This window comes from Frankia sp. RB5, assembly GCF_059816245.1.
This window is the reverse complement of record NZ_JCBATA010000029.1, coordinates 58,284-71,687: the sequence shown is the minus strand read 5'-3', so window position 1 is coordinate 71,687 and position 13,404 is coordinate 58,284. Positions and strand designations below refer to the sequence as shown.

17 protein-coding genes are annotated in these 13,404 nt (G+C 71.8%); 12 read left to right on the top strand and 5 right to left on the bottom strand.

Annotation, left to right across the window (positions count from 1 at the left end):
- Window positions 1–173 precede the first annotated feature (173 nt).
- Window positions 174–923 carry a class I SAM-dependent methyltransferase gene (locus AC6EXY_RS17155; protein ID WP_101830190.1) on the bottom strand — a complete coding sequence of 250 codons (750 nt, stop codon included), beginning with the start codon at window positions 921–923 and terminating at the stop codon, window positions 174–176.
- Window positions 924–1,108: 185 nt separating this feature from the next.
- Between AC6EXY_RS17155 and AC6EXY_RS17150 the strand changes: the two genes are divergently transcribed.
- Window positions 1,109–1,666, top strand: coding sequence for an Lsr2 family protein (locus tag AC6EXY_RS17150; RefSeq protein ID WP_101830180.1), 558 nt, complete (start codon window positions 1,109–1,111; stop codon window positions 1,664–1,666).
- A 53-nt stretch (window positions 1,667–1,719) separates the two neighbouring features.
- Window positions 1,720–2,247: a GNAT family N-acetyltransferase gene (locus AC6EXY_RS17145; protein WP_499817576.1), complete on the top strand. Its 528-nt coding sequence runs from the start codon at window positions 1,720–1,722 to the stop codon at window positions 2,245–2,247.
- Window positions 2,248–2,291: 44 nt separating this feature from the next.
- Here AC6EXY_RS17145 and AC6EXY_RS17140 read toward each other — a convergent pair whose 3' ends face one another.
- Window positions 2,292–3,002: an HAD family hydrolase gene (locus AC6EXY_RS17140; RefSeq protein WP_243407158.1), complete on the bottom strand. Its 711-nt coding sequence runs from the start codon at window positions 3,000–3,002 to the stop codon at window positions 2,292–2,294.
- 257 nt (window positions 3,003–3,259) lie between these two features.
- On the opposite strand from AC6EXY_RS17140, the gene AC6EXY_RS17135 reads away from it, so the two are divergent.
- The 10 genes from AC6EXY_RS17135 to AC6EXY_RS17090 all read left to right on the top strand — a co-directional run bounded on the left by AC6EXY_RS17135 (window position 3,260) and on the right by AC6EXY_RS17090 (window position 11,922).
- Window positions 3,260–3,946 carry a GntR family transcriptional regulator gene (locus AC6EXY_RS17135; RefSeq protein WP_101830178.1) on the top strand — a complete coding sequence of 229 codons (687 nt, stop codon included), beginning with the start codon at window positions 3,260–3,262 and terminating at the stop codon, window positions 3,944–3,946.
- Between the two features lie 135 nt (window positions 3,947–4,081).
- Window positions 4,082–4,534 (top strand): RidA family protein, encoded by a 453-nt coding sequence (locus AC6EXY_RS17130; protein WP_101830177.1) that lies wholly within the window; start codon window positions 4,082–4,084, stop codon window positions 4,532–4,534.
- Between the two features lie 143 nt (window positions 4,535–4,677).
- Window positions 4,678–5,736, top strand: a complete 1,059-nt coding sequence (locus tag AC6EXY_RS17125) for an ABC transporter substrate-binding protein (RefSeq protein ID WP_499817575.1) — start codon at window positions 4,678–4,680, stop codon at window positions 5,734–5,736.
- 7 nt (window positions 5,737–5,743) lie between these two features.
- Window positions 5,744–6,721 carry an ABC transporter permease gene (locus AC6EXY_RS17120; protein ID WP_499817574.1) on the top strand — a complete coding sequence of 326 codons (978 nt, stop codon included), beginning with the start codon at window positions 5,744–5,746 and terminating at the stop codon, window positions 6,719–6,721.
- The gene (locus AC6EXY_RS17115; protein ID WP_101832317.1) at window positions 6,718–7,539 is read left to right on the top strand and encodes an ABC transporter ATP-binding protein; all 822 of its coding nucleotides are present in this window, start codon (window positions 6,718–6,720) and stop codon (window positions 7,537–7,539) included. The genes AC6EXY_RS17120 and AC6EXY_RS17115 overlap by 4 nt, the downstream gene beginning before the upstream one ends.
- Before the next feature lie 65 nt (window positions 7,540–7,604).
- Entirely contained in the window at window positions 7,605–8,753 is a 1,149-nt protein-coding gene (locus AC6EXY_RS17110) for an LLM class flavin-dependent oxidoreductase (RefSeq protein WP_499817573.1), read from the top strand.
- A 5-nt stretch (window positions 8,754–8,758) separates the two neighbouring features.
- Window positions 8,759–9,148, top strand: a complete 390-nt coding sequence (locus AC6EXY_RS17105; RefSeq protein WP_499817572.1) for a RidA family protein — start codon at window positions 8,759–8,761, stop codon at window positions 9,146–9,148.
- Complete coding sequence (locus tag AC6EXY_RS17100; RefSeq protein ID WP_499817571.1) at window positions 9,145–10,272, top strand: alpha/beta hydrolase; 1,128 nt, start codon at window positions 9,145–9,147, stop codon at window positions 10,270–10,272. The genes AC6EXY_RS17105 and AC6EXY_RS17100 overlap by 4 nt, the downstream gene beginning before the upstream one ends.
- Entirely contained in the window at window positions 10,265–11,350 is a 1,086-nt protein-coding gene (locus AC6EXY_RS17095; protein ID WP_101832321.1) for an LLM class flavin-dependent oxidoreductase, read from the top strand. The genes AC6EXY_RS17100 and AC6EXY_RS17095 overlap by 8 nt, the downstream gene beginning before the upstream one ends.
- On the top strand, window positions 11,347–11,922 hold the full coding sequence (locus tag AC6EXY_RS17090) for a flavin reductase family protein (protein WP_243407613.1): 576 nt from the start codon (window positions 11,347–11,349) through the stop codon (window positions 11,920–11,922). Before AC6EXY_RS17095 ends, AC6EXY_RS17090 begins: the two co-directional genes overlap by 4 nt.
- A gap of 21 nt (window positions 11,923–11,943) precedes the next feature.
- Here AC6EXY_RS17090 and AC6EXY_RS17085 read toward each other — a convergent pair whose 3' ends face one another.
- The 3 genes from AC6EXY_RS17085 to AC6EXY_RS17075 form a co-directional block, all read right to left on the bottom strand.
- Complete coding sequence (locus tag AC6EXY_RS17085) at window positions 11,944–12,324, bottom strand: PIN domain-containing protein (protein WP_243407614.1); 381 nt, start codon at window positions 12,322–12,324, stop codon at window positions 11,944–11,946.
- Complete coding sequence (locus AC6EXY_RS17080; protein WP_101832322.1) at window positions 12,321–12,599, bottom strand: hypothetical protein; 279 nt, start codon at window positions 12,597–12,599, stop codon at window positions 12,321–12,323. The genes AC6EXY_RS17085 and AC6EXY_RS17080 overlap by 4 nt, the downstream gene beginning before the upstream one ends.
- Window positions 12,600–12,764: 165 nt before the next feature.
- A complete protein-coding gene (locus tag AC6EXY_RS17075; protein WP_101832323.1) occupies window positions 12,765–13,373 on the bottom strand; it encodes a TetR/AcrR family transcriptional regulator in 609 nt (202 codons plus the stop codon).
- Window positions 13,374–13,404: the final 31 nt, after the last annotated feature.

Sequence of the window (13,404 nt, the reverse complement as noted above, 5' to 3'; positions counted from 1 at the left end):
GCGCGGTCACCACGATCGTTTTCGGGTGCCGGCGTTCATGGCCCGAATGCTGCCACGAGCCGCCACGCGACAACGGGCCGCGACGATCACACCTCGACACGTGACCAGGCCAGGCGCACGCCGCGTCACCGGACCGGACGCCGGCGGCGGCGGCGGCGGGAGGTTTCCCGAGTTCAGGCGGCGTGGTCCAGCACCGCGACGTAGCTGGCGCCCTCCCACTCCACCCCGCTCAGCGACCACGGCGAATCCTCGAGGAGGCGAGCCAGCTCGTCGGGAGACAGGAACAGGTAGTCGAACCACTCCGTCGCCATCGCACCGTCCCTGACCCGCAGCGTCGCCTGGCCGGGGAGCCGACCCCGCTCGATGTTCCACGCGTGATATGCCAGATGGCCGTCGTCAGCGGTGCGATACGGGTCCATACCGCAGCCGAGGAGTCGGGCCCACGGAGCGGCGAGGGCGGCCAGGCTGGCCAGCACCTCGGGCGCCCGCTCACGACTGCCCAGCAGTCCGAGGTTGTTGCCGAGCATCATGATGGTGTCGAAGGCGCCGAGCCCAATTCCCGGCTGCGTCACCGTCGCCTGGACGACCTCGCCACCGCGTTCGCGGGCGATCGCCGCGGCGCCAGCAGAAGGCTCCAGGCCGACGGCGTCATGGCCGGCGCCGGACAGCGCGAGGAGGTGCCGTCCGGCGCCGCAGCCGACGTCAAGGACCCGTCCCACCGCCTGCGCGCAGGCCCACCGCTCGGTCGGGATCCAGCCGTCCGGACCCGCGAAGTACCTCGCCGCGTCCTCGACGTCGACGCGGCCATCGTCGCGTTCGAGCACCGCGAACACCGTCCCCGGGCGGGCGCCGGACGCCCAGCAGCGGCGGAGAACGGCACCGAATGCATCGCCCGGCACCGGTTCGCGCGGATCCGTGGTCATGCCCACACTCTGACACGAGCCGCCGGGCGACGGGCCCGAGTTCCGGCCACCACGGCCGATCATTCGGAATCCGCGTTGGGGAACAGGTGTTTGCCTTCGAGCCATCCATTCACTAGGCTTGTATTCGAAAGTCGACGAGCACCGGTCGACGAGCATCAGCCGGCCCATGCCCCAGGAGTAGAGCGATGGCACGCGAGGTTATCTCGATCGTCAATGTGTGGTGCGACAACAGCGGTCAGCACCCGCAGGACCGGGCCGTCGCCACGACGACCGCGACCCTTGCCTACGACGGCCGGCTCGTCCGACTCGATCTGTGCAATGAATGTCGGGATGAGATGTCGTCCGTCCTCGGCGAGTACGCGGACTACGGCGAGACGATCGAGCTTTCCCGCACCACGCGGGTCGACACCGCCTGGACGCCGGTGGAGAAGAACGACGCGGCCACCCCGCCGTCGGCGGTGGACCCGGAGCCCAAGCCGGCGCGGGGCGCGTCCAGTCGGGCGCGAGCGCGCCGGCCCCACCAGGCCGCCGCCAACACCGAGGTTCGTTCCTGGCTGCTGGAGCACGCCGACGAGCACGGCCTGCCGCTGCCCGATCGCAGGTCCCGGCTCTCCGACGAGCTCAAGGCCGCCTACGACCGGGCGCATGGCTGGGCCGAGGTCGACGGCACCTGGCAGCCCGCCGCCGCGACGCCCACGAGCGACGGGCCCACCGACGACGCGGCCGCCGGTTCGGCCGGCTGACGGCGCGGGGAAATCCGGTGGCCGTTCCGCCCGCCGACCGCGAGAATCCGGGCATGACGGCAGCCGACACCCCACCCGGCCTGCGCGCCCGCGTGCCGCACGAGGACGACCATTTCGCGGTGCAGCTGGTGCTGCGGGAATGGTGGGACGGGATGAACAGCCCGGATCAGGTCCGGGAACGCCAGCTGCTCCTGCCGCGGCTCTTCTTTCAGCATTTCACCCCCGGCAGCCGCGTTCTGGAAACCGTCGACGGAACGCTCGTCGCGTTCCTCGTCGGATTCCTGTCCGACACGGATCCGAACAGCGCCTACATCCACTTCGTCGGAGTGCGTCCGGACCATCGGCGCGCGGGCCTCGCGTCGTGGCTGTACGGCGCTTTCTTCGCCTACGCGCGAGAACACGACCGGCGTTGGGTCCACGCGATCACCAGCCCGGCCAACCGCCGGTCCCTCGCCTTCCACACCGACCTCGGCTTCACGATCGACCGACGCGACACCGCGGTGGACGGCGTTCCCGTCCACCCGGACTGCGACGGCCCGGGGATCGCCCGGGTCACCTTCACCCGCGACCTGCTCGGCTGACCGCGCCGCGTCCTCGCCGGCCGCGGGAGAGCTGAGCGCTCCCGCTACTCGCCGGACACAGCGGTACCGAACACGGCCGCGCGCAGGGCGCCCAGATCGGTGAGATCGGCGAGGACCACGTCGGCGCGGGCGGCGGCCAGGCCGTCGGCGCTGGCCCGGCCGGTGGCGATGCCGATCGCGCGCACACCAGCGTCGAGGGCGCCCTTCACGTCGTGCACGGTGTCGCCGATCACGACGGTCCGCGCCGGCGGGAAGGTCCGGTCATATGCCGCCTCGGCGCGTTTGACCGCGAGACGGACCAGCACAGCGCGGTCGCTGGCGTCGTCGCCAAAGCCGCCGACCTCGAGGTCGAGGTGGGCGGTGAGGTCGAAGGCGGCGAGCTTGGTCTCGGCGAGCGGCCGCAGGTTCCCCGTGACCACCGTCTGGACGACGCCGCCCGCCACCAGCCCGCGAACGGCGTCGCGGGCGCCGGGCAGCGCCCGGCCGCGCACCCGCATCTCCCCCTGCAGCCGGCGCGCCGCGTCACCGAGCGCCGCGAAGAAGCGCGGCAACAGCGGCTCCGGATCAGCGACGCCACCGATCCGCAGCGTCTCGAGCGCGATCGCCCGCTCGGTGCGCCCGGCCATGTCCGCCAGCCGCTCCATCGGCCGGCCGGTCACCACCTCGAAGGCGTGGCCGTAGATCTGCCGGCTGACCCCGCCGCTGTCCAGCAGCGTGTGATCGACGTCCCAGAGGATGAGGATCGGCGCGTTCACCCGATCACGATCCCACATCCAGCCGGCGGACGGACCAGCCGGCGCGTGCCGTCATGGACCGCGACGAGCCGTCATGGACCGCGACGAGGCGGTGACGGGAAACCGACGCGTTACGGCCGGACCAGCACTGTTTACTCCGCCGTATCGGCGGCGGGAACCCGCGTCCGTAAATTCGAATCTACCCAGGACGGCCGCGGGCACAGTACGGATGGACGCCGGCGCCGCCACCTCCCGCCCCACCGAAAGGAGCAGCGAAAATGATGGAGTCACCCGTGCTTCCGCCGGTGAGCGAGATGGTCGGCAGAACCGTCCACGAACGCGTCCGCGCGTCGCTGCGCCTCGCGATCGTCCGAGGACAGTTCCTCCCCGGGCAGCGGCTGCACCAGAACCAGCTCGCCGGGGCGTTGCAGGTGAGCGTCACCCCAGTGCGCGAGGCGTTGCGGGACCTGTCCGCCGACGGGCTCGTCCTGTTCGACGCCAACCGCGGGGCGACCGTCGCCAGCCTCGGTCTCGACGACTTCCTGGAAATCCGCCGACTGTTCGAAACGCTCGAACCGCTGAACGTCCGACTGGCCGCCGAGCGCGTCACCGACGGCGAGCTGGAGGCGCTCTACAAGGCTCAGGCCGAGATCGAGTCCAACCCGGACGACTATCTCGTCCTCAACCGCGGCTTCCATGACCGACTGACCGCCGCGGCCAGATCCGCGCGGCTGGCGACCCTGCTCGGATCGCTGGTCGGCACGGCCAACCTCGTCGTCAACGCCGGCGTCGACGCGATGCCCGAACGGGTCGAGCAGGGAATTCGCGAGCACCGGGCGATCCTCGACGCCCTCACCCGGCGTGACGGCGATGCCGCGTACGCGGCGGCGCTGGCGCATCTGACCCCGACCTGGGACGCCGTCGAGGCCCTCGTCCGCGCCACCCACCGATCCGCCGGGTCCTGACCGTCGACCGTCGCTCAGCCCGCACCTCACCTCCATCACCGCACCCCACCCCTTCACCGCGCCGCACCACGCCGCACCGCGCGCGGAAACTCCCCCGTGCGCCGAACCGGCGTGCCCGCCAAGCGGAGGACTGTGATGCCCGAGCCCCGCGGCTCCACCGACGACCCGCACCACGGCAGCACGCTCACGACCGCCCGCGACGGCTTCGTCCAGCCGGTCGGCGTGCGCGAGGTCGCCGCGTACACCCATGCGATCGTCCGCCCGGGCGTGCCGGTGTTCCTCACCGGCCAGGTCGCCTGGGACACCGACGGTCGCGTCGTCGGCGTCGGCGACATCGCCGCCCAGACGGCCCAGGTCTGGCGCAACATCGCCCTCGTCCTGGCCGGCATCGGCGCCGGCATGAACGACATCGTCAAGCTCACCACCTACACCACCGACGCCGCCCACCGCGACGTCATCGGCGCGGAGCGGGCCCGCCACTTCGCGCCCGGGCGGTTTCCCGCGAGCACGTTCCTGGTCGTGGCCGGTCTCGCCGATCCGGAGCTGCTGGTCGAGATCGAGGCCATCGCCGTCCTCCCCACCGCCTGAGGACGGCGCGGACGCGTCTGGCCCGTCGCGCCCACCGTCCCGTCCTCGTCGTCGCGTCACCGCCCATCCCTCCCCCCGCGGCGGTTCCTGTCCGCTGCCCTCGCTCCGTGCTCGCACTCCTCGACGTGAAGGAAACCTCAGCGATGAACTCCCAGCTGAGCCGCCGCGCTCTGCTCCGCAACACCGGACTGCTCGCCGCCGGTGGCGGCGCGGCGGCGCTGCTCGCCGCCTGCGGTGACGACTCCTCCTCCGCCTCTGCCGCGGGAGGCGGTGCCGCGACCGACACCGTCCGGCTCGCCCTCGACTGGACCCCGAACACCAACCACACCGGTTTCTACGTGGCGGACAAGCTCGGCTACCTGAGCGAAAACAAGATCAAGCTGAGCATCGTGCCGTTCTCCAACGCGCCGGCCGACTCGCTGGTCGCCGCGGGCAAGGCGGACTTCTCCATCAGTTTCCCGACGTACATGTTCGCCAACATGGCCGCGGGCCTGCCGCTGGTGTCGGTGATGTCCATCCTGCAGAAGGACCCGCTGGAAATCATGGTGAAGGCCGACTCCGACATCACCCGGCCGAAGGAGCTCGACGGGAAGAAGGCCGCGGGCACCGGCAGCCCGGCGACGTCCTGGGAGATCCGCACCGCGATCCAGAACGACGGCGGCACCGGGAAGTTCGAGGAGGTCACCCTCAACACCGACTCCTACCAGGCCGTGTACAACGGGCAGGTCGACTTCGCCGCTCAGTTCGCCACCTGGGAGGGCATCCAGGCGGCGCTCGCCGGCATCAGGACGCGGGTCTTCCCGTTCCGTGACCACGGCATCCCGACGAACTACTCCGTGGTGATGGCGGCGAGCACGAACTACCTGAGCAAGAACGCCGATCTCGCCCGCCGGTTCGTCGCGGCGGTGGTCCGCGGCTACGAGTACGCGGCGAAGAACCCCGACGAGTCGGCCCAGATCCTCGCCGATGCCAATCCCGGCGCGTTCACCGACCCGCGCCTGCCGAAGCAGAGCCAGGAAATGCTCAGCAAGTCCTATCTGCTCGACGCCGCCGGCACGTTCGGCACGCAGACGATCTCCGGCTGGGGCCCGTTCGGGAAGATGCTCTTCGACGCGGGCGTCATGACCGGTTCGGACGGAAAGCCCCTGAAGTCCGAACCGGACTACTCGAAGATCTTCACGACCGACTACCTGCCGAGCTGAGACGCCCATGGTGTCGAAGACGAACGCGCCCGCGCCACCCGCCGGCGGGCCGTCCTCCCCGCCCCCGGACCAGCCGGCGATCCCCGCGCAGCCCGCGGCGTCACCCCCCGTCCAGCGATCCACCGGCATCGCGGAGACCGACGCTGCCGTGGCGCCGTCCGGATCATCGGCGATCGCCCCGCCTGGCCGGCGCCGGACCGGGGTCCGCGTGGCCATCCGGCGGGTCGGCGACGTCCTGCCGGCGGCGCTGGTGTTCGTCGCCCTGTTCGCCGGCTGGGAGATCTACGTCCGGGTCAGCGGCATCTCGCCGATGACGCTGCCCGGACCGGTCCGCATCGTGCGCCAGGGCTTCGAGTTCCGGGACATCCTGTGGCGGCACACCGTCCCGACGCTCAAGGAGACGGCGGCCGGCTTCGGGGTCAGCCTCGCGGCGGCCTGGCTGGTCGCCACCGTCCTGGACTTCTCCGCCTGGAGCCGGCGGGTGCTCTACCCGCTGATGGTCGCCTCCCAGACGATTCCGATCATCGCGATCGCGCCGCTGTTCGTGATCTGGTTCGGCTTCGGCCTCCTGCCGAAGATCATCGTGGTGGTGCTGGTGACCTTCTTCCCGCTCGCGGTGAACCTGGCCGAGGGCTTCGCGTCGGCGGACGGCGACGCGATGCGCCTGCTGCGCTCGATGGGCGCCGGGCGGGTGCGCTGCTTCGTCACCGTGCGGGTGCCCAGCGCCCTGCCGTACTTCTTCGCCGGCCTGCGGGTGAGCATCGCCTACGCCGTCGTCGGCGCGGTGTTCGCCGAGTACGTGGGCGCCCAGTTCGGCCTCGGCATCTACATGCAGCAGCAGAAGAGCGCGTTCCGGACCGACCTGGTGCTCGCCGCCGTCGGCATCACGTCGCTGCTGAGCATCGCGCTGTTCTTCGCCACCTACCTCGTCCAGCGCCTGGTCATGCCCTGGCAGCGCGCCCTGCGGAGGATGAGCCGATCATGAGTGCACCCACAGCGGACGCGATCCTGGACGCGTCGCCGCGTGCCGAGCAGGGCCCGCGGCTGGAGATCCGGGGGCTCGGCAAGTCCTTCGCCGTGCCCGGCGAGGGCACGCGGTCGGTGCTGCGCGACGTCGAGCTCACCGTGCGCCCCGGCGAGTTCACCGCGATGATCGGGCCGAGCGGATGCGGCAAGAGCACCCTGTTCAACATCATCAGCGGGCTGGAGCCGCCGTCGGGCGGCACGGTGACGCTCAGCGGCGAGTCGCTGGTCGGCCGGCCCGGCCAGGTCGCCTACATGCCGCAGAAGGACCTGCTGTTCCCCTGGCGGACCGTGCGGGACAACACCATCCTCGGCCTCCAGGTCGGCGGGATGCGCCGGCGGGCCGCACGCGAGCGGGTCGACGAGCTGTTCGCGACCTTCGGCCTCGACGGGTACCAGGACGCCTACCCGTTCGAGATGTCGGGCGGGATGCGCCAGCGCGCGGCACTGCTGCGCACGGTCGTGATGGACCGGCCGCTGCTGCTGCTCGACGAGCCGTTCGGCGCGCTGGACTCGCTGACGCGCACCGAGATGCAGCTGTGGCTCGCCGGGATGTGCCAGCGGTTCCAGTGGACGATCCTACTGATCACCCACGACATCCGCGAGGCCGTCTTCCTCGCCGACACCGTCCATGTGCTCAGCCCGCGCCCGGCGACGATCGTCCAGGGCATCGAGGTCGACATCCCGCGCCCGCGCGGCATCGACACGTTCACCTCGCCGGGCTTCATCGACATCGAGCGCCGCCTGCTCCACCTGCTCGAGGGCGGCGGAGCGCGCTGAGCGGCGGACCCGCCCGGGCGGCCCGCGCGACCGGCCCGCCCCCATCGCAGCGGAGGCATCACAGCATGAGCAAGCACGTCGAACTCGGGGTCTTCATCCCCGTCGGCAACGGCGGGTGGATCCCATCGGTGACCAGCCCCGACATCCGCTCCACCTACGGCTACAACCGCGAGGTGACCCTGCTCGCCGAACAGCTGGGCCTCGACTTCGCGCTGAGCATGGCCAAGTGGCGCGGCTACGGCGGCAGCACCGGCCACTGGGACTACACCCTTGAGTCGATGACCACGATGGCGGGCCTCGCCGACGCCACGAGCCGCATCCAGATCTGGGCCACCGTCCACACGATGATCTTCCACCCGGCGGTGGTGGCGAAGATGGCCGCCACCCTCGACCAGATCTCCGGCGGACGCTTCGGCCTGAACCTGGTCGCCGGCTCCAACCCGTCCGACCAGGGGCAGATGGGGCTGTGGCGCGACCTGGACCACCGCGGCCGCTACGCGCTGGCCGAGGAGTGGATCACCGCGGCCCGCAGGCTGTGGTCCGAGGACCGGGTCGACTTCGACGGCGAGTTCTACACGCTGCGGGACTGCATGTCCTACCCCAAGCCACGCCGGCACCCCCAGGTGGTCTGCGCGGGCACGTCGGACACCGGCTTCCGCTTCACGATCTCGCACTGCGACGGCTGCTTCCTGTCCGGACAGAGCCACGCCGACCTCGTCAGCCGCGCGCTGCGGGCCAAGGAGATCGCCGCCGAGCTCGGCCGGACCACGAAGACCTACGCGCTGCTGACGGTCATCCCCGGCGAGACCGACGCCGAGGCCCAGGCTCGGGTCGACGACTACAACGCCGGCGTCGACGTCGAGGCGCTGCGCACCCAGGCGTTCGAGTACGGCCAGGACGTCAGGGAGAACACGATGGCCCGGCGCATGGTCCAGAACGGCCGCGACCTGCTCGCCGTGTCGGAGGGCTCCGTGGTCGGCGCGCCGGAGACGATCGCCGCCACGATCGCCGGCCTGGTGCTGGACGGGGACCTCGACGGCATCACCCTCATCGTTCCCGACTTTCTCGACGACCTGCGCACGGTCGCCACCCGGGTGGCCCCCCTGCTCGCCGAGCGCGGCGTGCACACTCTCGCCGCCGCCGCCACCGCCACGGCCGCCGCCACCGCCACGGCCGCCGCGTCGACCATGGTCGCCGCCGCCGGAAGGGGCTGACCGCCATGCCGGGCACCGCCATCGCACCCGACGGCTTCTACCGCCACCCGTCGTTCTCCGCCGCCGTCCTCGCCACCGGCCCCACCCTGTATGTGGCCGGGCAGCTTCCACTCACACCGGACGGGCAGGTCGTCGCCCCCGGCGACATCCACGGCCAGCTCGACCGGGTGTGGACGCAGATCGAGGCGATCGTCGCCGCTGGCGGCGGCAGCCTCGCCGACATCGTCCGCGTCACCGCCTGGACGACCAGCGCCGACTGCGTCAACGCCATCGTCACCGCGCGCGAGCGCCGCTTCGCCGGGCTCACCCCGCCGGCGAGCGCCCTGCTCGTCGTCGCCGGTCTCGCACTGCCGGGCGCGCTGGTCGAGATCGACGCGGTGGCGGTCCTGCGGTGAGCCGTCCCGCGCCCGGCATCGGCCCGACCGACGCGCCGCCGGCCGACGTGCCCCTGGTCGACGCGCGGTGGCTCGACGCGCGGCTGAGCGATCCGGACGCCGCCGCGGTCGTCGCCCAGGCCCGCGCCCGCGCCGCCGCGGCGGGCCAGGTCGCCCGCCACCTCGCCGGGATCGCCGAGGCCCGGACGCGAGCGCGTATCGGTCGCCCGCCTGCGCCGCGGTCGGACCCGGCGGTGTTCCTCATCGACTACACCCTTGCGGGCCCGGGCGGGCCGCTGCCGGTGCGGTGCTACCGGCCCCGGCACGGCCGGGAGGCGGCGACGGTCGTCTACCTGCACGGCGGCGGGTGGGCGCTCGGCGACCTGGACATCAACGACGGTGTGTGCCGGGTGCTGGCCGACCGCGGCGAGGTCGCGATCGTCAGCGTCGACTACCGGCTCGCACCCGAGCATCCTTTCCCGGCCGCCCTCGACGACGCGCAGGCGGTCGCCGACCTGGTCGCGTCCGGACGGGCGGCTCCCCCATGGCCCATGGGGCCGCTGCCGACCCGGCTGGTCGTCGGGGGTCTCAGTGCCGGCGGCGCGCTCGCCGCCGCGCTGGCCCGCCGCTGCCGCGACGGTGTCGCACCGCCGGCGGCGCATCAGGTGCTGTTCTGCCCGGTGCTCGACTGCGACCTCGACCGCGACTCCTACACCCGCTACGGCGACGGGCTGATACTCAGCCGCGACGACATGGCCTGGTTCTGGGACCTGTACGCGCCCGACCCGGCGGCCCGGAACCATCCCGACGCCAGTCCCCTGCGCGCCGCGACGCTGGCGGGCCTGCCCACCGCGACCGTCGTCATCGCCGGTGCGGACCCACTACGAGATGAGGCCGTCGCCTACGCGCGGGGGCTGGAGGACGCCGGGGTGGCCGTACGCACCCTGCTCGTCGAGGGCGTTCCGCACGGCTTCGTCTGCATGCCCGCCATCGCGAGCGGCGCCATCGCGCTCGACGCGGCCGCCGACCAGCTTCGCGCCGCACTGTCCGCACCGACCGATCCGACCGCACCGACCGCACCGACCGCACCGACCGCACCGACCGCACCGACCGCACCGACAGGGAGAGGACACCAGCATGGCTGACAAGAACGTGGAGTACGGGGTGTTCCTGCCGGTTGGCAGCGGCGGGTGGATTCCGTCGACGACCACGCCGGAACTCGACGCCAGCTACGCCTACAACAGGCGCGTCACCCAGCTGTCCGAACGGCTCGGTTTCGACTTCACCCTCTCCCAGGCGGTCTGGCGTGGGTATGGCGGCCCGAGCGGACATTTCGATGTCAACCTCGAATCGCTGACGACCAGCGCCGGGCTCGCGGAGGCCACCGAGCGCATCGGTGTCTGGTCGACGTGCAACACCGCCCTGTTGCACCCCGCGGTCGCCGCGAAGATGGTCGCCACGCTGGATCAGGTGAGCGGTGGGCGGTCGGGGCTGAACATCGTCGCCGGAGGGAACCGGATGTCGGAGAACCAGATGGGTCTCGGGCTGTCCCTCGACAACGCCGACAAGTACCGCCGCGCCCGCGAGTGGGTCGAGGTCGTGAAGCTGCTGTGGACGGAGAAGTCGGTCGACTACGAGGGTGAGTTCTTCACCCTCACCGACTGCCAGTCCAATCCGAAGCCGCTCGTCGGCATCCCGCCGATGATCTGCGCCGCCGTCTCGGACGTGGGCCTGCGCTTCACCGCGGAGAACCTCGACGGCGCGCTCATCGAGGGCACCTCCCGGGACTCGATGATCGAGCTGGGCGCGCGGGCCCGGCGCATCGGCGAGGAGGCCGGCCGGCATCTGAAGACCTACTGCATCTTCATGGTCATTCCCGGGGAGACCGACGCGGACGCCCGCCGGCGCGTCGAGCTGTACAACGCCGGCCGGGACGACGAGGCGATGAGCCGCATGCTCGCCGAGCACGGCGTGGTCGCCCGGGACAAGAAGGCCGCCGCTGCCACCGCCCACGAGTGGAGCAACTCCACGGCGATCAGCACCGGAACCCTGATCGGCTCGCCGGAAAGCCTGACCGAGCAGCTCGCCGACATCATCAGCGCCGCCGATCTGGATTCGGCCGTGTTCATCATGCCGGACTTCATCGCCGACCTGGAGGTCCTTGGCGAACAGGTGATCCCCGCCCTGGTCCGCGGCGGCCTCGGCCACAAGGTCGCGGCGTGACCGCCGACGTCGAGTCCACCGAGAGCGCCTGGTCGGAGCTGACTGCGCTCGCGGACGGCGGGGCTGACCCGCGGATGCTGCGCCGGGCCTTCGGCTGCTTCCCCAGCGGGGTGGCGGCCATCTGCGGGAGTGACCTCGCTGCCGCGCCGGGTACGGACGGCGAGGGGGCGGCCGCCGGGCCGGTGGGCATGGCGGTCAGCACCTTCACGCCCGTCTCGCTGGACCCGCCATTGGTCTCGGTGTGCCTGCAGACGAGTTCGACGACCTGGCCGCGGCTGCGGCGGCTGTCCCACCTGGGTATCAGCGTCCTGGGCGAGGAGCACGGCGTCGCCTGCCGTCAGCTGTCGGCCCGTGAGGGCGACCGCTTCGCCGGCCTGCCGGTGATCACGACCGGGCGGGGTGCGGTGCTGCTCGCCGGGGCCAGTGCCTGGCTGGAATGCGTCCCGCACGCCGAGATGCCCGCCGGCGACCACGTCATCGCCGTGCTGCGGGTCGTCGCGATGCGCGCCGACCCGCAGATCACCCCGCTGGTCTTCCACGCCAGCCAGTTCCGCCGCCTCGCCGCCTCCTGACGGCCGAGCCCCGACGCGTCCTCAGGCCGCGAGATCGATGATCTCGATGTCCTCCCCTGACCAGTCGGACGGGACGGAGGTCGCGATAGCCACCGTGCCGACGCGTAGGGGCGTGGGCGCGGCGACGTGACGAACGTGCGCCGCCGCCCACGTCCGGTCCCTGGCGACCGCCAGGGCTGCGGCGAGATCGAGGTCGACCAAGGAGATCGCCCGCAGCGAGGCGATGTGCTCGGCGACGCCGCGCCGGGTGCGGTCGGCCTCCACCAGCGCACAGGTCGGCGCATACAGGTAGACGCCGTCGCCCTCGCCGGCCCGGCGGATCAACCGGGAGGCGACGATGTTGCCACGCCCGACCGCGAGCATCGCCGTCGCGTCCAGCACCACGTGGGTGGAGACTCTCACCACGACACCGGGATACCGGCCTGGGCGAACCGGCGCCTGAGCTCGGCGTCGGCTTCAGCCTCCTCCTCGGGTGTCGGGTTGTAGCCGCTGAAGGCGAACAGGGCGGCCAGCGCCCGCTCGGACTGCTCGCGCCGCTCCTCTTCCGTGAACACGTCGGCGGACCGGGCCAACCGCGTGAGGTAGGTCCGCACGGACATTCCCTCGTCCCGGGCGATCCGCACGAGCGCCTCGTGTACATCCTGTGGAACCTGGATGATGGCTTCGGTCACGGCCATGCTTCCTCCGCTAGGAATCCGGACGGACAGTACCCGACCACCGTACGACACGTGACCTGGAAGTGGATCTGCTTTGAAGAAAATACGGTTGCCGCCAACATGATCACCGAGGGAGGCGTACGGGTGCGGCACCCGACCCGGAACCCGCGCCTGCGGTGATGCGGCCTACAGCGATCCGCTCGGCTGGGGGCGCGCCGCGCCCACACCCAGGGAGATGGCGAGCAGTCGGTCGATGAGGTCGGTGTCGTCGGGAGCCTGCTGACTGGCCCAGGCAATGGCGTTGACGAGGCGTAGGAGGTCCGGCGCGTCCACGGTGGGCGGCGTCGTCCCGCTCCGTTTCGACCGGTCGAGGAGCTCGCCCGCTGTGGCGACGAGGGCGTCGTGGCAGGCGGCGAGGGCGTTGCCGTCACCGGGGGCGAACTCCACGGCGAGCTGCGCGGCGAGCAGACCCTGCATCGCGCACGCGTGCGCCGCGAACTCCCGCAGCCAGATCCGCAGGCCGGTATCGGGGTCCTCGTGGGTCGCCAGTTCCCGCCCACGCTGGCACACGCGCTCGACGTCGCCCCGCACGAGGTCGACCAGCAGTGCCTGCAGCGTCGGGAAGTGCCGGTAGACCGTGCCCGGGCCGACCGCGGCTCGCTTCGCGACCTCGTTGAGCGACGCACGCCCGCCGCGCTCGGTGAACACCTCCCGCGCGGCCGCCAGCACCCGGGCCCGGTTCGCGACCGCGTCGGCCCGCTGACGCCGCGGCGCCCCGGAAGCCGTTCCTGACATCCGACCTCCCATTGCCTTCCGGAGAAGTTCT